Origin of the sequence: Bacillus sp. MMSF_3353, assembly GCF_030733445.1 — a bacterium.
GTDB lineage: Bacteria > Bacillota > Bacilli > Bacillales > Bacillaceae_G > Bacillus_A > Bacillus_A wiedmannii.
Genome location: NZ_JASHJA010000006.1, coordinates 48,520 through 64,715 on the forward strand (window position 1 = coordinate 48,520; position 16,196 = coordinate 64,715).

16 protein-coding genes and 1 pseudogene are annotated in these 16,196 nt (G+C 34.2%); 8 read left to right on the plus strand and 9 right to left on the minus strand.

The window, feature by feature from the left end; genetic code table 11:
• Positions 1–3 precede the first annotated feature (3 nt).
• On the plus strand, positions 4–213 hold the full coding sequence (locus RBB48_RS15670; protein ID WP_000880630.1) for a hypothetical protein: 210 nt from the start codon (positions 4–6) through the stop codon (positions 211–213).
• A 39-nt stretch (positions 214–252) separates the two neighbouring features.
• Here the strand turns inward: RBB48_RS15670 and RBB48_RS15675 are convergent, their stop codons facing one another.
• Entirely contained in the window at positions 253–1,029 is a 777-nt protein-coding gene (locus RBB48_RS15675) for a class I SAM-dependent methyltransferase (protein ID WP_306007841.1), read from the minus strand.
• Positions 1,030–1,137: 108 nt separating this feature from the next.
• Between RBB48_RS15675 and RBB48_RS15680 the strand changes: the two genes are divergently transcribed.
• On the plus strand, positions 1,138–1,989 hold the full coding sequence (locus tag RBB48_RS15680; protein WP_097889747.1) for a YhfM domain-containing protein: 852 nt from the start codon (positions 1,138–1,140) through the stop codon (positions 1,987–1,989).
• Positions 1,990–2,096: 107 nt separating this feature from the next.
• Here RBB48_RS15680 and RBB48_RS15685 read toward each other — a convergent pair whose 3' ends face one another.
• Entirely contained in the window at positions 2,097–2,294 is a 198-nt protein-coding gene (locus tag RBB48_RS15685) for a hypothetical protein (protein WP_001053356.1), read from the minus strand.
• 156 nt (positions 2,295–2,450) lie between these two features.
• Here RBB48_RS15685 and RBB48_RS15690 point away from each other — a divergent pair, with 156 nt between their 5' ends.
• The 3 genes from RBB48_RS15690 to hmpA all read left to right on the plus strand — a co-directional run bounded on the left by RBB48_RS15690 (position 2,451) and on the right by hmpA (position 5,549).
• Positions 2,451–3,548, plus strand: a complete 1,098-nt coding sequence (locus RBB48_RS15690; RefSeq protein ID WP_075308733.1) for a site-2 protease family protein — start codon at positions 2,451–2,453, stop codon at positions 3,546–3,548.
• 114 nt (positions 3,549–3,662) lie between these two features.
• A complete protein-coding gene (locus RBB48_RS15695; protein ID WP_097889746.1) occupies positions 3,663–4,181 on the plus strand; it encodes a hypothetical protein in 519 nt (172 codons plus the stop codon).
• A gap of 159 nt (positions 4,182–4,340) precedes the next feature.
• A complete protein-coding gene (gene hmpA, locus RBB48_RS15700; protein WP_097889745.1) occupies positions 4,341–5,549 on the plus strand; it encodes an NO-inducible flavohemoprotein in 1,209 nt (402 codons plus the stop codon).
• A gap of 31 nt (positions 5,550–5,580) precedes the next feature.
• Here hmpA and RBB48_RS15705 read toward each other — a convergent pair whose 3' ends face one another.
• Positions 5,581–6,093, minus strand: a complete 513-nt coding sequence (locus RBB48_RS15705) for a Crp/Fnr family transcriptional regulator (RefSeq protein ID WP_000600574.1) — start codon at positions 6,091–6,093, stop codon at positions 5,581–5,583.
• 169 nt (positions 6,094–6,262) lie between these two features.
• On the opposite strand from RBB48_RS15705, the gene RBB48_RS15710 reads away from it, so the two are divergent.
• Positions 6,263–6,490 carry a hypothetical protein gene (locus RBB48_RS15710; protein WP_000882907.1) on the plus strand — a complete coding sequence of 76 codons (228 nt, stop codon included), beginning with the start codon at positions 6,263–6,265 and terminating at the stop codon, positions 6,488–6,490.
• Positions 6,491–6,783: 293 nt separating this feature from the next.
• Here the strand turns inward: RBB48_RS15710 and RBB48_RS15715 are convergent, their stop codons facing one another.
• The 3 genes from RBB48_RS15715 to RBB48_RS15725 form a co-directional block, all read right to left on the minus strand.
• Positions 6,784–7,584: a sulfite exporter TauE/SafE family protein gene (locus tag RBB48_RS15715; protein WP_000455764.1), complete on the minus strand. Its 801-nt coding sequence runs from the start codon at positions 7,582–7,584 to the stop codon at positions 6,784–6,786.
• Positions 7,585–7,701: 117 nt separating this feature from the next.
• Positions 7,702–8,700 (minus strand): inorganic phosphate transporter, encoded by a 999-nt coding sequence (locus tag RBB48_RS15720; RefSeq protein WP_048544857.1) that lies wholly within the window; start codon positions 8,698–8,700, stop codon positions 7,702–7,704.
• A gap of 11 nt (positions 8,701–8,711) precedes the next feature.
• The gene (locus RBB48_RS15725; protein WP_000231446.1) at positions 8,712–9,332 is read right to left on the minus strand and encodes a DUF47 domain-containing protein; all 621 of its coding nucleotides are present in this window, start codon (positions 9,330–9,332) and stop codon (positions 8,712–8,714) included.
• 312 nt (positions 9,333–9,644) lie between these two features.
• On the opposite strand from RBB48_RS15725, the gene RBB48_RS15730 reads away from it, so the two are divergent.
• Positions 9,645–11,687, plus strand: coding sequence for a transglycosylase domain-containing protein (locus tag RBB48_RS15730; protein WP_088062680.1), 2,043 nt, complete (start codon positions 9,645–9,647; stop codon positions 11,685–11,687).
• 126 nt (positions 11,688–11,813) lie between these two features.
• Here the strand turns inward: RBB48_RS15730 and RBB48_RS15735 are convergent, their stop codons facing one another.
• The 3 genes and pseudogenes from RBB48_RS15735 to RBB48_RS15745 form a co-directional block, all read right to left on the minus strand.
• Complete coding sequence (locus RBB48_RS15735) at positions 11,814–12,242, minus strand: hypothetical protein (protein ID WP_088608746.1); 429 nt, start codon at positions 12,240–12,242, stop codon at positions 11,814–11,816.
• A 195-nt stretch (positions 12,243–12,437) separates the two neighbouring features.
• Positions 12,438–13,523 (minus strand): annotated as a pseudogene (locus tag RBB48_RS15740) (Gly-Xaa-Xaa repeat protein); the annotation flags it as partial.
• A gap of 229 nt (positions 13,524–13,752) precedes the next feature.
• Positions 13,753–15,024: an ATP-binding protein gene (locus tag RBB48_RS15745; protein ID WP_000937261.1), complete on the minus strand. Its 1,272-nt coding sequence runs from the start codon at positions 15,022–15,024 to the stop codon at positions 13,753–13,755.
• 160 nt (positions 15,025–15,184) lie between these two features.
• Between RBB48_RS15745 and RBB48_RS15750 the strand changes: the two genes are divergently transcribed.
• The gene (locus tag RBB48_RS15750) at positions 15,185–16,030 is read left to right on the plus strand and encodes a DUF72 domain-containing protein (protein ID WP_000897338.1); all 846 of its coding nucleotides are present in this window, start codon (positions 15,185–15,187) and stop codon (positions 16,028–16,030) included.
• Positions 16,031–16,196: the final 166 nt, after the last annotated feature.

Here is a 16,196-nt window from a genome sequence, read left to right on the forward strand (position 1 = left end):
GGAATGCTTGCGATGGGAGTATTATTTGGCATTATTGCTATAATTGGTTTTATGTGGTTATATTATTCGCGTTCGTTTAAACAAGCAGAAGTTTTACTCTTTCAAAAAGGTAGTTTGTTGACAAATCAGTCTAGATATTTAGTATGTCCGAAGTGTGGAAGTGCACAGGCCAGAAGTGGAGGATATCAAGAGTGTTGCAAAATTAGATTATGAAAGAAGGAAGCCTCACATTATGTTGTGAGGCTTCCTTCCTTACAATTTCATGGCGCTCCAAATTGTCCACCGATCTCTTTCGATAATAGGAGAGATGCTTTGTAATGCGGTCTGGACCTGTTGTAGAAGTTGAGAAAGTTCATGATCTGTTAATTCATATAGAATGGATCGACCTGTTCGAGGTGATAAATCTTGTAGCAATGCTTCTACAGAATCATGTATTTTTCGTACTTCCCATTGTGTTTGAGAGGGGAATACGTGAAGAAAATATTTTTGTAATTCTTGCTGTATCGTGGTGGTTTTTGGCCGCCTTTTTGATTCTATTTCAATGAGTTTTGGAAAGGTAGAGAAAAAATATCCACGAATGTGTTCGGGGCTTCCAGGAATTGTACAATCTTCAATAGTTCGGTCTTGTACAATAAGTACACCGTTTTTCTTTAATATACGAGAAGCTTCACGTAAAAATGTAGGAATGTCTAGTAAATGATGAATCACTGCGCGCGAAATAACAATGTCGAATGTATCATTAGGATATGGGACGTTATGTGCATCACCGTGAATGAATGAAATATTTGGAAAGCCGCTACAATTTTCTTTTGCAGCTTGTAATATTTCTTTTGAAAAATCAAGTCCAATGACATTTTTGGCCCCCATAAGAGCAAGTTCTTTCGTATAAATCCCGCCACCACAGCCGATATCAATTATTTGCTTGTTTTGTATATTTGTAATACTTTTTATCATTTCTCCCCAAGAAATATGGGCGTTTCGCTGTGCGTATGTGTATTTATTATTTGCATCGTGAAAATTAATGGACATGAAAAAGACCTCCTTTCAATACTTAGTATAGCGTATTTTATAGTGTTTCACGTTTTTGTTTTTTATATGAAGAGTATAAGAATTTCTTATTGTAAAAGGAGGATTAAGTTGAAAAGGAAATATGTATTGTTGTTATTTGCTACGTTACTAGCATCTTGTGGTCAAGTAGAGCAAAAAAAAGAAACAAAAAAAGTGGAAGAGACGGTGAATGAAGTGAAAGAAACGATAGGGGTAACCGTTATACAAAAAAAACATAAAGAGAAAAAGTTACAGGAATCAGAAGCTAAGTTAGTAATAGACATTATAGATAAAGCGGAAAAACAAGAAGTAACAGGTAGTTTTGGTGAACCGGAATATGAAATACAAATTAATAGGGATGGAAAAAAAGAAACATATTATGCGTGGCTAAGAGGAGAAGACAGACGAGGATGGGTACAATATAAGAAAGCTATGTATATGCTGAATAAAAAAGATACGGAAAAGCTTTTGGCTATATTTCCAAATGTTTCAGAACAAAAAGAAGACGAGATGCAGGTAGGTCCTTTAACGGATGTAACAAAAAAAGATTTGCAGATTACTGCGTTTCATATTAAAGCAGGCGATCAAAAAGTGAATTATACGGTGCGGTATACGATTTCACAATCACTATACAACAAGTTAGAGAAGGAACAAGAGTATTATTTACAAGTCGTTTTCCCAGAAAAAGTTCAAAAATTAATTGGAGCAAAAGAGAGTGAAAAAATTTCAGGTGAAAATGTAAAGGAAGGGTATAAACAATATGAATTGCATGCTACTGTTCCGGTAAAAGATGCTTCAGAATCACAATTAAAGTCATTAGAAACATATTATGAAAATTATGATTTGAAAATATTAAATAGCAAAAAAGAAAAAATAGGTGTTTTTCAAAATATCATTCAAATTGTTAAAGAGTATGGTGAAAAAATGGATTTACAAAGATAAAATGAAACTTTAATTAGCCCTGACAGATCGGGATGAAGGTAATTAGTAAAGTTTATATGGCCTTTCCTAGGAAATGATAATAGAGAGGGGAAAACACCCCCTCTCTATTATTTTGCTTTTGCAGATGGCTCATTCATTGATTTTCGTGTAATAAGAAAAGAAATCATAAGAGCGGAAAGGATGACAAGGGCAATAAATACGTGATTGGGCAACAAATCTAATAATAATACGTAACTAACGGTATAAAAAATAAGAGTTGAAGCTAAAAACGATAGAGCGCCTATTATGAGAGATTGTAAATTCATTTGCAAACACCTCCTTATATTTATACTTATATTTTTGGCTAAAAATGGATTAAATAAACATTATTTCTAACGATAGAAAAAAATATGTCATAATAGAGAAAAGAATAGTTTTGATGAATAAATATGATTCATTAATGAGAGATAAAGGAGAGGAATATGAAAAATAATAAAAAAGGATTATGGGGAATTATTGTTGCAATAGGGCTATTTTTACTTTCTAAGTTAAAGTGGGTATTTGCAATTTTTAAACTAGCAAAGTTTTCAACGGTATTTAGTATGTTTCTATCACTTGGTGCATACGCGGTTATATATGGTTGGAAATTTGGGGTAGCGCTCATTTATTTGTTGTTTATTCATGAAATGGGCCATTTATGGGCTGCGAAAAGAAAAGGTATACCAACATCGCCAGCAATATTTATTCCATTTATGGGCGCTCTTATTGGGATGAAAGAGATGCCGAAAAATGCAAAAGATGAAGCTTACATCGCCTTCATGGGACCTCTTTTCGGATTGTTGTCATTTTTACCTGCGATTCCACTTTATATAATAACGAAAGAGCCATTTTGGGCATTAATTATTTTACTTGGAAGTATGATTAACTTCTTTAACTTGATTCCGGTTTCTCCATTAGATGGTGGACGAATTATCTCAGTTGTAAGTACAAAGATTTGGGGAGCGGGTCTTATTGTATTGCTCGGTTATGCCATTTACTTTAAAAGTATTTTGGGAGGATTTATTTTTATTATCGGCTGTATGGAATTATATAGAGTAATAAAGAGAGATGAGCCAATTAAGGAATTAGGATATAGAATTGATGGAATGAAAGAATATGTTGCAAGACTTGAAGAGGAGTTAAAAGAAACAGGTGCGGTGCATCGAAATATATATATGATGCAACATGAAATAAATATATTAAGGCAAAAAGAAAGAGAGAAAGAATTAAAAGTAGGAGAACTTCAAAAGATTGAAGTGTTAGAGCATCTTTTACCAAAGTTTGAGCCGCTTGATTACGTTCCATATGAAGATGAAAAAGAAACGCATACAATTCATATAAGAGAAGCATTTGAAATGTCAGAAAGAAAATTACAGGAATGGGAGACGGAAAAGAGACAACAGGAAAACTATTATAAAGTTGATATGAAAACAAAATGGACAGTCTTTGCTTGTTATATCGGATTAATGGCTATACTCGGTTACACAGCTTATGAAGGGTACATTGTTTTACAAGAACATTTACCAACGAGAAATGTATAGAAAAATATTGTCGAAATGATAGGAAGAATTTATACAGGAATTATATTTCTACGAGAGAATGTTACAAGTATAGTCATACTTTGTAATATCTTTAGTAGAGAAGGAGTTCTGTATATGAAGAAATTGTTAATTGTATTCGGGATTATTATCGTAATGATCATTGCGAGCTATAGTCTTATGAAATTGCTATTACATTATGCGAATAAGCCTGCTGAGGTAAGTACAATAGCTCAAATAGAAGATGTGCAAGAGGAGACAAAAGTGCTAGATTTTATTCGTATGACGCATGAAAGTTATAATAATTTCTTAAATTACGGTAAAGCAGAGAATTATACAGAAGGGGACTGGAACCAATTTAAACAATGGTTTCAACAACAAGAATCGTCTTTAAAAAATATACATACAGAAATAAAGAATGAAAAAATAAAACGTGATGTAAATAGAAGCTATGAAATTGTAAAAAAAGGTGTGGAACTTCAAAATATTGAGTATGTAGTTTATGCACATCGTGTATACCATGACTTAGATATTATTGTAAATAATTATAGAGGTGAAACGAACATCTGGGGGTATACAGAGTTTGGAGATGGAAAAGATATAAGGGTAATTCAACAAGCTATACAGTCCAAATAATAAGCTAGCTAGAATTCTAGTTGGCTTATTTTCTTTTGTAAGTGCAATGTTCATATATTATTCACAAAAACACCGTGTTAATAGTGATTAAAATCACAATATGTACTATACAATTCAGTTAAACTAAAAACAGTTAAGGAAATAGAGGAGTGGGATACAATGTTAAGTGCAAAAACAATTGAAATCGTAAAGTCAACAGTACCATTATTACAAGAAAAAGGCGTTGAAATTACAACGAGATTTTATCAAATTTTATTTTCGGAACATCCGGAGTTATTGAATATTTTCAACCATACAAATCAGAAAAAGGGAAGACAACAACAAGCGCTAGCGAATGCTGTTTATGCAGCTGCAACGTATATTGATAATTTAGAAGCTATTATTCCAGTTGTAAAACAAATTGGTCATAAGCATAGAAGTTTAGGTATTAAAGCAGAGCATTACCCGATTGTAGGTACATGTTTACTACGTGCAATTAAAGAGGTCGCAGGTGCACCTGATGAAGTTTTAAATGCATGGGGAGAAGCTTATGGTGTCATTGCTGATGCATTCATTAGCATTGAAGCAGAGATGTATGAAGAAACGGCACATAAAGAAGGTGGATGGAAAGATTTCCGTAACTTTGTGGTTGTTAAAAAAGTGAAGGAAAGCGACGTTATTACATCATTTTATTTAAAACCTGAAGATGGTGGGCAAGTTTCTTCATTCATCCCAGGACAATATGTAACGATTCAAATAAATATAGAAGGTGAAACGTATACACATAATCGTCAATATAGTTTATCAGATGCTCCTGGAAAAGAATATTATCGTATTAGTGTAAAGAAAGAAAAAGGTGTAGATACACCGGACGGTAAAGTATCTAACTACTTACACGATCATGTAGAAGAAGGGGATATGTTACCAGTAAGTGCACCAGCAGGAGATTTCGTATTAAATATGGATTCAACATTACCAGTTGTGCTAATTAGTGGTGGAGTAGGTATTACACCAATGATGAGTATGCTAAATACGTTAATTGAACAAAACTCAAAACGTAATGTATGTTTTGTTCATGCAGCGATAAATAGTAATACACATGCAATGAAAGAACACGTTGAGACAGTAGATAATGAATACGAACAAGTTAAAGCATACACTTGCTATTCTGCACCAACTGAAAAAGATATGGAAATGAAGAACTTTGATAAAGAAGGTTTCATTGAAGCTGAATGGTTACAAACTATTATTCCGACAACTGAAGCAGAATTTTATTTCTGTGGTCCCGTACCATTTATGAAGCATATAAATGCTGCACTAACTAATTTAGGTGTGGAACAAGAGCATATTCATTATGAATTTTTCGGTCCAGCAGCAAGCTTACAATAGATGAAGTTTGAAATAAGTAAAAAACGAGGTATTATTTTACCTCGTTTTTTATTTGTTCTCGTAACAGCCGATTTACCGTTTCACGGCGTATACCTATGAGTTGACCGATTTCAGTTTGTGTTAATATTTCATATATAGGAATGTCACCTAAATATAGTGTGAACCATTCTTGTAAACGATGTAGACGTTCTTTCGGAGAGACGGTTGTCAATTGATCGATACGCTGTTGCATCATTCTTAATTTTGATTGTAGTTGCATAGCAATATTTGCATATGATGCAGGATTTGCCTGAAGTTGATCGTACCATTCATTACTAATTATAGGTTCAACTTCTGTTTTCATTAAAGCGATTGCTGTACCGTGATATTCCTTCGGTGAAATTAAAGAATGGTGAGGTATCGTTTCACCTGGAACGATAATGTTGAATAGAAATGGTGTTCCATCTTCTTCTATCCGTACTACTTTTAATAAACCTGTTTTTATAAAATATAAAGGACCGTCCTCGCCTTGACGGAATAGTACATCTCCTTTGTGTAGAATCAATGTTAGCCCCCCATTTAAACATTTCTATTTCTTCTATTTTAGCGTATATGTATAAAGACAATATGCTTTTAAATAGCAATTTCATTGACGAAATATATGCTATTACAGTAGTATACTATTTAGTGTGTAATAGTACTAGCAATGAATACGCTGTAGGGGGTTTAGTATATTGTTAGATGCGATAAAAATGACGGATATGAGAATTCCGGCGAATGCTATCATTCATGTAGAAGAGATGAAAGGTGGAGTCGTGTTATCCGTTGAAGTAGACGGCCAAATTATTTATACGATGGCTTATGATGAAGAAACAGATAGTTATGCTGAATTATATGATCGAAACGATAAGAGGGCGTGCCAAGTACATGAGGATTTTATGGGATGGTCACTTCTTCACTAAAAAAGATGTCAATATGACATCTTTTTTTATTAAAACGATAGAATATACAAAGAAATGAAATATAAGGATAAAATTTGTAATAAATGATTTTGCATTGTTAGCACTTTGTAACTGCAAGTGAATTATTTTTTCGCTATCATAAAGATAACAGTCGCAGTTATAGGAGTGGTCAACTTGAAGAAAGTACATATTTCCAATTATATGTTATTATGTGTTTGTTTAATTTTATTTGTTCTCTTAGGAGGATTTTTATATTCATGTGTATAAGAAAAACGCATTCTAAAAAGAACGCGTTATAAAAAAGAAGTAATGATTAATCTAGTTCCAAGAATGATTAATGTGATACGTAATAAATTAATTACGGCATTACCACTTAATTTTGTATTAATATAAGCCCCGATTTTCCCGCCAATCCATGCACCAGGAATAAGAATTAATGCGTAAACCCAGCTGACATTTCCAAGGGAGATGTGAGTTGCAGAACTTACAATTGCTGATAAAAAAACGATAAACATCGAAGTTGCTACAGCAATATGTGCTGGGAATGCAAAAAGTAGCATCATTGCTGGAACAAGTAAGGCACCGCCGCCAATTCCAAATAATCCAGATATAAAACCAACTATAAAGGCGATAAAGATAGCGAGAAGCGGTGGAAATTGATAGTGTACAGTGTTTCCTTCGTTATCTGTAAAAGAACGCTTAATTACCGTCATATTTGATAAAGAAAGGGGGTTTAATTTGTCTCGTAACATAAGAAGGATGGAGACAAAAATAAGGAAAATCCCAAAATATAAAGAAAATGTATCTTGGTTTAAAAATTTGTTTGCCCACGAGCCGATGATACCACCAGGGCCACTCCCGATAAATAAAATAAGTCCACTTTTGTAATCTACTCGTTTATGCTTCATATAAGTAAGGGTGGAAGATAGTCCTGTAAAAACGACTGTTACCATTGAAGTTCCTACTGCAAGTTGTGGTGATAGACTGTGTAATCCGATTAATAACGGAACAATAATAATTCCGCCACCAAGCCCGACTAGACTCCCGACTGTCCCGGCGATTAACCCGATGAAAAGTAACATGATGTATTCCAAAATTTCCAACTCCTCTATATAACTTATCCACCAATTATTATACACGCTTTTTAATAAGAAAAAGGTTTGTTCACAAAAAAGTCGTCTTCCTAGAAAAATAAGGAAGACGACTTTTAATTAAAAGATTAAGTGTAATAAAGCGTAAAATAATGCAGCTAACGAAGCTGAAATAGGAAGTGTAATAACCCATGTAATTAACATACGTTTTGCAGTTCCCCATTTTACACCTTTCACACGATGTGAAGCACCAACCCCTAAAATAGAAGAAGAGATAACGTGCGTTGTACTAACCGGTAAGTGAATGAATGTTGCGCCGAAAATAACAAGTGATGATGATAAATCAGCAGCTACACCATTTACAGGACGAATTTTCATAATTTGTCCACCGACAGTTTTAATAATTTTCCATCCGCCAACAGAAGTACCAAGACCCATTGCGATTGCACAACATAATTGTACCCAGAACGGGATGTCGTCAGAAGTATGATAGTTATTGGCCATAAGAGCCATCGTAATGATTCCCATTGCTTTTTGTGCATCATTCGTACCATGTGTATAAGCTTGTAATGCTGCAGTGAAAATCTGGAATAAACGGAAGTTTTTGTTCGTTTTCGTTAAATTAAAGTTTTTAAAGACCACTTTAAAAATACTGTATACGATATAACCAATAACAAAAGCGATAATCGGTGAAATGATTAAAGCTTCAAGAATTTTTATGAACCCTTTAAGATTTAATGAGCTAATACCGGCAGCAGCGATAGCTGCACCTGCGATTGAGCCGATAATTGCATGCGAAGAACTACTTGGAATACCGTAGTACCAAGTAATTAAATTCCAAGCTATTGCCGCAAGCAAAGCAGCTAAAATTACAAGAGAACCATTTTGCAAGGCAAATGGATCAACGATATCTTTTGTAATCGTTTTTGCTACACCTGTAAATGTCATCGCACCTAAAAAGTTCATAATAGCTGCCATAATAATTGCATGTCTAGGCTTTAGAGCTTTCGTTGAAACAGCCGTTGCAATAGCGTTTGCTGTATCGTGAAATCCATTGATAAAGTCAAAAGCTAAAGCGCAAATGACTACTAAAACGGTCAGTATCAAGAGTGTATCCATGATCAAACTCCTTACGCGTTCTTCATAATAATTGTTTCTAATACGTTTGCAACGCTTTGGCAGCTATCCGCTACTTCTTCAAGCTCTTCGTAAATCTCTTTGTATTGAATAATCTTAATCGGATCTTTCTCACGAGAGAATAAGTGCTTAATTGCATGACGGCGAATATCATCACATTGTGATTCGTAATCCTTAATCTTAATCGCGTTCGTACGAATGTCGACTAACTTCTTTTTAGACAGTAGTTCAACAGAATTTGCAATCTCAATCGCACATTGATTAATTGCTTCAACGAATTTAATCATGTATTCATCAGCTTCTGTAATAGAATACATTTCGAATAGACCAGCACTATGATCTAATCCGTCTAATACATCATCCATACTCATTGCAAGTTGTAGGATGTCCTCACGTTCAATTGGAGTAATAAACGCTTTGTTTAGCTCCATAATGATTTCGTGAATAAATGAGTCACCTTTTGACTCATACTCTTTCATGCGCATAGAAAACTCTTTTAAATCGCTAGCATTTTTAATTTTATACTCCACGAAAAACTGCGCGCCTTCTTTTAAATTTTCTGAAACATTCATTAACATTTCAGAAAATTTATCTTTTTTTGATTTAAATACCATTATTAGTTACCCCCACAAAAGTAATATATGTAAAATATATTGGCTAATCAATTCTAACAAAAAACTGTCGTTTTTTAAAACATTTTATCGAAAAGTTTACAAAAACTTAACATAACTCTCATTGTTGTATTAATAATATTAATAATCAATAGTGAATATCTTACTTGTAGAATGTCCTTTTCTTGCAAAAAGTATGAATGTGAAAGAAAAGCTTTACACTATAGGAACGACTACGTTATTATAATAAATTTAAAAGGAGGTATATTCTTCCTTTTGAAAAGAAGAGTGTAAACAAACGAAGGAAGTGAACGAATGAAATTGAAGAACACTCACTTAAAAAAAATGCAGGAGTGGTTCAACAAGAGGAAGAAACTTCGTAATTCATTAATTGTATTAGGGAGTTTACTCGCTACTCTATTTGTTGCTATAAATATAATAATTTCCATTCAAGACATATCTGAATTAAAACAAGCTGTTCCGCAACCGACCTTAATTTATGATGCAAATAATGAAGTTGCGACTAAATTAGCTTCTTCTAAAACAGAAGGTGTTAAAAGGAAAGATATTCCTGACATTATGGTTCAGGCAATTGTTGCAGTAGAAGATAAGGAGTTTTTTAACCATCACGGTATTTACTATAGTGGAATTATAAGTGCAGTTTTTAAAAATATTACAGCAGGAGAAGTTGTAGCAGGGGGAAGTACAATTACACAACAACTTGCGAAAAATGTATTTCTGACACAAGACCGCACATACTCTCGAAAAATAAAGGAATATTTTTTAACAAAAAAAATAGAGCGTACGTATACGAAAGATGAAATTATTGAAATGTATATGAACCAAATTTATTTTGGCGAAGGTGCTTGGGGTATAAAAAGGGCAGCTAAATCTTATTTTGATAAAGATGTAAAAGATTTAACGGTTTCAGAGGCTGCAACGATTGCTGGCTTGATTAAAGCACCGTCTGCATATTCACCATATAAAAACTTTAATAAGTCAATCGAACGACGTAATGTTGTATTAAGTTTAATGAAAGAGCAAGGATATATTTCTGACGAACAGTATAATAAAGAAAAAGAGAGCGGTCTTGTGTTAAAACGTGGTGTGGATGATAAATACAAAGGGAAATACTCTCAATATGTAGATTATATTGTTAGGGAAGCTATGGACAAGTACGAATTAACACAAAATGAAATTTTAGCAGGTGGTTATCGTATTTACACAGAGCTTGATCCGAAAAAACAACAGGCTGTAGAAGACGTTGTGAATAATGAGAGTTATTTCAAAGATAATGGCTCAGACCAGCTTATGCAAACGGGTGTAGTTCTTATGAATCCAAAAACAGGTGGTGTACCAGCTTTAGTTGGAGGTAGAGGACCGTATCAGTTTTTACAGTTTAACCATGCAACCCAATTAAAAAGACAACCTGGCTCAACGTTAAAGCCTCTGGCTGTATATGTACCAGCTTTAGAGCAAGGGTATGAAGTATACGATATATTAAAAGATGAACCATTTAATATTAAAGAATATAAACCGCAAAATAGTGATCACACTTTTCACGGTGATGTGACAATGTATGAAGCCGTGGCAAAGTCGTACAATGTTTCGGCTGTTTGGCTATTGGAACAAATTGGATTGGATAAAGGATTGAAATCTTTAGAGCGATTTGGTATTCCATTAGTGCCAGAAGATCGTACGTATCCAATTGCTTTAGGCGGGATGCATGTTGGGACCTCTCCATTTGTAATGGCTCAAGCATACAGTACATTTGCAAATGACGGTGTCCAAGTGGAAGCTCATGCGATTAGAGAGATACAAAATGCTGAAGGTGAAACAATTGGAAAGTGGTATAAGAAAGAGACACGAGTGACGAGCGAGAAAATTGCTCAAAAGATGACATATTTATTAAAAGGTGTTGTCGAAAAGGGAACGGGCGAAAAGGCGAAAGTTAATAATGTTGATACGGCCGGTAAGACAGGAACTACTCAAATTGTAAATGGACCAAGCACCGGTGCAAAGGATTCATGGTTTGTTGGATACACACCAGATTTAGTAGGTGCGATTTGGGTAGGATTTGATAAAACAGATAGCGATCATTATGTTCCAGGGGGGAGTCAAATTACGACGACAATGTTCCGGGATATTATGAAAAAAGCGAATGCCAATCCAGCTCAAAAAGCATTCCAGTTATCGCTCATATCTGAGGCTGATTATAAAAAACAATTGAATACAATAGAAGAGGAAAAACGAAGAAAAGAAGAAGAGAAGAGAAGGAAAGAAGAGGAACAGCAAAGAAAAAAAGAGCAACAAGAGTGGCTCGACAAAGTGAAAGAATGGATTCCTTCACTTTGGTAAAAGAAAGAGGCGAATAACGGAATTCGCCTCTTTTTCGTATGAGAAATTAAGTGAACTTTTAATCGGTGGGAGGAGCTGTATCTATCCCTACGAGTTGTTAGCCCATATTAATTGGGATAAATAGTATTACTCGTTAAGTGTAACATTTGTACTGCCAAAGGATTGAGAATCGTATGTGATGATTATTTTTCCTTTACTAATAGGTTCGTAAGGTAATTCTTCTTCGTAATTACCATTATTTTCATTATGGATAGAAAGCGTGATTTCATCAATTTCTTTATTTGTATACTGAACTTTAATCGTTTCAGCAATTTGAAGTAACGCTTCGGAACTAGCAGCTTTCGTAATAAGCATTCCTTTTATAACTTTTTTTTCATTATTTGAGGTATTGGAATAAGGGATGTTGCTTTGTTTTGCATACAAAAGTTTGTATGGAACAGTTTTTCTCTCTGCTTTTGATATAGTGGAATATTTTAGAGTTAAAAAAAATCCTACACATAAAATAATGCATACCATAAGAGCAATCCAAATGCGTATTAGTGACATAACTCTCATTTTCATCCCTCTTTCATATCTTTGACTTCACTATTTATCATACAAAATGAGGATTAAGACAGAGTAAATTTGAGGTAAAGAAACGTAAAGAAGGAGCACTTATCCTCCCAAATAAGTGCTCCTTTCTATATAAAGAGAGATTTAATGCACGGTTAAACGATACATATTATTATAAATATACTTATTGATTGAAAATTAGTAAATTCGGAATACGGATAGTGTTGCAGTTGTATCGCCTGTGTTAGGAATAGAAATAGTGTTTGCTGTAGGCTGTACAGCAATCGTTGTACCAGCTTGTAAAGTAACGATTGTAGAGAAAGAAACAGCACTACCGATAACGTTAGTTGAGAAGTTACGATTAGGTGGTTGGCCATTGAATGAAATACCGAATCCGAATGGTGAAGATCCTGGGAAAGTTGTAGACGCTGAGAAACTAATATCATATACGCCTGTTTCTAAAATTGTTAAAGTATCTGAAGTATCGTTGAAAGAGATATTAGTTAATTCAAAAACTTGATTGAATTGGATGTTTGTTCCAGGGGATATAGTTTGTGGATTTGAGTTTCCGATAGCTGCGATAGTTACAGGAATTGGAGTACCCGCTGCTCCTGTTGCGCCAGTAGCACCTTGAGCACCAGTAGCACCTGTTGCGCCAGCTGGTCCTTGAGCACCAGCCGGTCCTTGAGCACCAGTAGCACCTGTTGCGCCAGCTGGTCCTTGAGCGCCAGCTGGTCCTTGAGCACCAGTAGCACCTGTTGCGCCAGCCGGTCCTTGGGCACCAGTAGCACCTTGAGCACCAGCCGGTCCTTGAGGTCCAGTAGCACCTGTTGCTCCTCCTCCAAGGCAACCTGACCCGTATTGAACTAGGATAGTTTGGATCTCTGTTATGAGTTTAACTAGTTTGTCGATAGTGCAGCAATCTACTTTGAATAACTTAGCGATATACAATAAATAATTAAGCAAGCTTTGTAGCTCAACGTACAATGCTCCGCATGAGAAAGGTTTTGTTTTTAAAATAGTTAATAGATTAGCGATAATAGAATTTCCAATTTGTTTTTGTGCTGGAGATAAATCTAAGCAATTGAGGAATTTGTGTAGGTTATTTAGGGCAGCAATCAAGTTATCGATATTATTTTGAGAAGGGTTTTGAAAGACAGCTTGAATAGCTTGGCCAAGAGCTTGAAGAAGTCTAACGAATTCTGTAAGTTCGGACTTAGAGATGTTAATATAACTACAAGCTCTGACTTCGCAACAATCATTACCATAAAATACTTTTCCTTTCTTTCATAGAATCAATAGTCGTTACTATATATTAAAATGAAATTTATACTAAATTCGTGATGGACAAACTACCATTTCTAAAAAAAATAAGAAATTGGCCCTCTTAGCAAAAATAAGTAAGATAAAGAGAAGGTTTATATAATGTAAAGACGAAAAATTCAGCATAAAAAACTGCATGCTAATTGTTGTAGGTATTTAACAATTGGCATGCAGTTTGTGGAGGAGTACCTCATTTGTAGTCATTTAATCTTTCAAGGGTTGTTTTAGGTAAAATTGGAATTGAAATAGTGAAAGTTGTACCATCTTGATTACTGGTCATTTTTAATGTACCGTTATGATTTTGAATAATTTTCTTCGTTACTGACAAGCCCAGTCCTGTGCCCGAATCTTTTGTTGAGAAGAATGGATCAAAGATATACTCTTGAATGGCTGTTGGAATACCAATTCCATTATCAGTGAAAGTAATACGAACAAAATTATCTAGGCGATAACTAGTAATTTGGATAGAAAGTTTTTTTTCACCTTGAGCATCGACAGCATTCTGAAATAGGTTTAAAAAAACTTGTACAAGTTCATGACGATCAATATGGACTAATACATCATCTAATTCGGTAGAAAAATTATAATCAATTGAAATATTATGTAAAAAGACTTCACTAGCTAGTAACTGTTGAATATACTCACGTAAAAATGTATTAATAGGAAACGGTTCTCTTGTAAATTCGCGTGTTTTTGAAATAGCTAAAAATTTTGTAATAATACTATTTGCGCGGTCTAATTCAGGAATAAGTAAGTTTTCAAATAATTCTTTATTAGATGGAGAAACAGTTTCTTGTAAAAATTGTAAATAACCTCGTACGGTTGTAAGAGGATTACGTACTTCATGTGCAATCCCAGCTGCAATTCGCCCTGCTAAAGAAAATTTCTCTGCATCACGTTCTGTGTTTAAATAATGAAAGACACTAATAACTCTAAAAATCTCTCCGTTATAATCACGAATAATTCGGTTATTTAAAATGCCATAGTTTTTGTCTAAAACTTCTTCATTATATATTTCTGTTCCCGTTCTTAATGTTTCAAGAGCTTTAATTTTTTCTTCTGGCAATTGTAGTAATTGTTGAATTGGCTTTCCGATTATATCATTTCGTACTACACCAAAATCATCTGCTGCAGCTTGGTTACATAAAGTGATATTTCCTTTAGCATCAACAAAGGTTACATGATGTGAAAAAGCATCAAAAATATGAATGAAGTATGTTTCAAGTTGCTCAAATAAAAATAATGAATCGCAAGTAAGTTGAAAATCAGCCTCTTTATTCTCTTTTTTTATGTTTTGAATGGAATGAGTCGTTCTCGTTTTCTTTATTTGTAAACCAATATGTGGATTTTTGTATGTGAAATGATGTGGTAATTGATTCACAAGTTCTTCATAAAAACGTACTTTATTTTCTAATTCTTCTATTCGTTTTTCATGAGATACAATATCATCGTTTGGAAGCATAAATAAATAACCCCTCAATTTAAAAATTCTTCCATCTAGTATATCATATTTTTATACGGATACTCTTAAAGAAGGGGCTACTTAATAAAATTGATTAGCTGAAGTGTTCGGGAAGTGAGTAGAATGAATAGAAGGTGAAGTTAAAAAGGGAGGGATATATTTGCTTTTCATTGGAGTGACAGGGTGGGGAGATCATGATTCTTTATATATAGATCCCTATGAAAATAGAAATAAATTACGAACATATAGTGAGTATTTTCCTATAGTGGAAGTGGATAGTTCATTTTATGCGATGCAACCTGCACGAAACTATACAAAATGGGCAATGGAAACACCGAAAGATTTTGCTTTTATAGTAAAAGCATATCAAGGAATGACAGGACATATGAAAGGTGAAATCCCTTTTTCTACGTTTGATGAGATGTTTGATGTGTACAAACAATCTATTCTGCCTTTAATAGAAGCTGATAAATTAAAAATGATTTTATTTCAATATCCACCATGGTTTGATTGTAAAAAGAAAAATGTGGATTTTCTTCGATATACGAAAGAAAAAATGGAAGGTTTACCGTGTGCCATAGAATTTCGAAATCAAACATGGTTTTATCCCGAAATGAAAGATAAGACGATACAGTTTCTAGAACATGAGAAATGGATTCATACCATTTGTGATGAGCCGCAGGCCGGGATAGGTTCGGTACCGCTCGTATTAGAAGTAACGAATGCAGAGATGGTGTTAATACGTTTTCATGGTAGGAATGTTCATGGGTGGCTTGATAAAGGGGAAAATTGGAGAGCGGTTCGTTGCTTATATCGCTACAACAATAAAGAATTAGAAGAATGGGTAGAAAGACTAGAGCAATTAAAAAAGAAGACAAAGGACATATATGTACTATTTAACAATAATTCGGGCGGAGATGCAGCGGATAATGCGAAACAGCTTATGAAAATGATGAACGTTACATATGGTGAGCCGAAGCCTGAGCAATTAAATTTGTTTGAATGATAATAAACAAGAAAGGCACTGTACAAACAGGGGGAATGTACAGTGCCTTTCTATATGAAAAAGAGGGGTAACAATGTTACTGAGCGTTTGGTTGATTCATCAATTGTTGGCTTCGTAATAAATGATAATGGTTATCATTATCATTGTCAATAGTTTTCCGAAAAAT

What these genes read in the sequence shown, in the direction of transcription:
- RBB48_RS15670 (WP_000880630.1), top strand. Translation starts at nt 4, where the DNA reads ATGCTTGCGATGGGAGTATTATTTGGCATTATTGCTATAATTGGTTTT.
- RBB48_RS15725 (WP_000231446.1), bottom strand. Translation starts at nt 9,332, where the DNA reads ATGGTATTTAAATCAAAAAAAGATAAATTTTCTGAAATGTTAATGAAT.
- RBB48_RS15730 (WP_088062680.1), top strand. Translation starts at nt 9,645, where the DNA reads ATGAAATTGAAGAACACTCACTTAAAAAAAATGCAGGAGTGGTTCAAC.
- RBB48_RS15720 (WP_048544857.1), bottom strand. Translation starts at nt 8,700, where the DNA reads ATGGATACACTCTTGATACTGACCGTTTTAGTAGTCATTTGCGCTTTA.
- hmpA (WP_097889745.1), top strand. Translation starts at nt 4,341, where the DNA reads ATGTTAAGTGCAAAAACAATTGAAATCGTAAAGTCAACAGTACCATTA.
- RBB48_RS15735 (WP_088608746.1), bottom strand. Translation starts at nt 12,242, where the DNA reads ATGAGAGTTATGTCACTAATACGCATTTGGATTGCTCTTATGGTATGC.
- RBB48_RS15675 (WP_306007841.1), bottom strand. Translation starts at nt 1,029, where the DNA reads ATGTCCATTAATTTTCACGATGCAAATAATAAATACACATACGCACAG.
- RBB48_RS15745 (WP_000937261.1), bottom strand. Translation starts at nt 15,024, where the DNA reads ATGCTTCCAAACGATGATATTGTATCTCATGAAAAACGAATAGAAGAA.
- RBB48_RS15685 (WP_001053356.1), bottom strand. Translation starts at nt 2,294, where the DNA reads ATGAATTTACAATCTCTCATAATAGGCGCTCTATCGTTTTTAGCTTCA.
- RBB48_RS15690 (WP_075308733.1), top strand. Translation starts at nt 2,451, where the DNA reads ATGAAAAATAATAAAAAAGGATTATGGGGAATTATTGTTGCAATAGGG.
- RBB48_RS15695 (WP_097889746.1), top strand. Translation starts at nt 3,663, where the DNA reads ATGAAGAAATTGTTAATTGTATTCGGGATTATTATCGTAATGATCATT.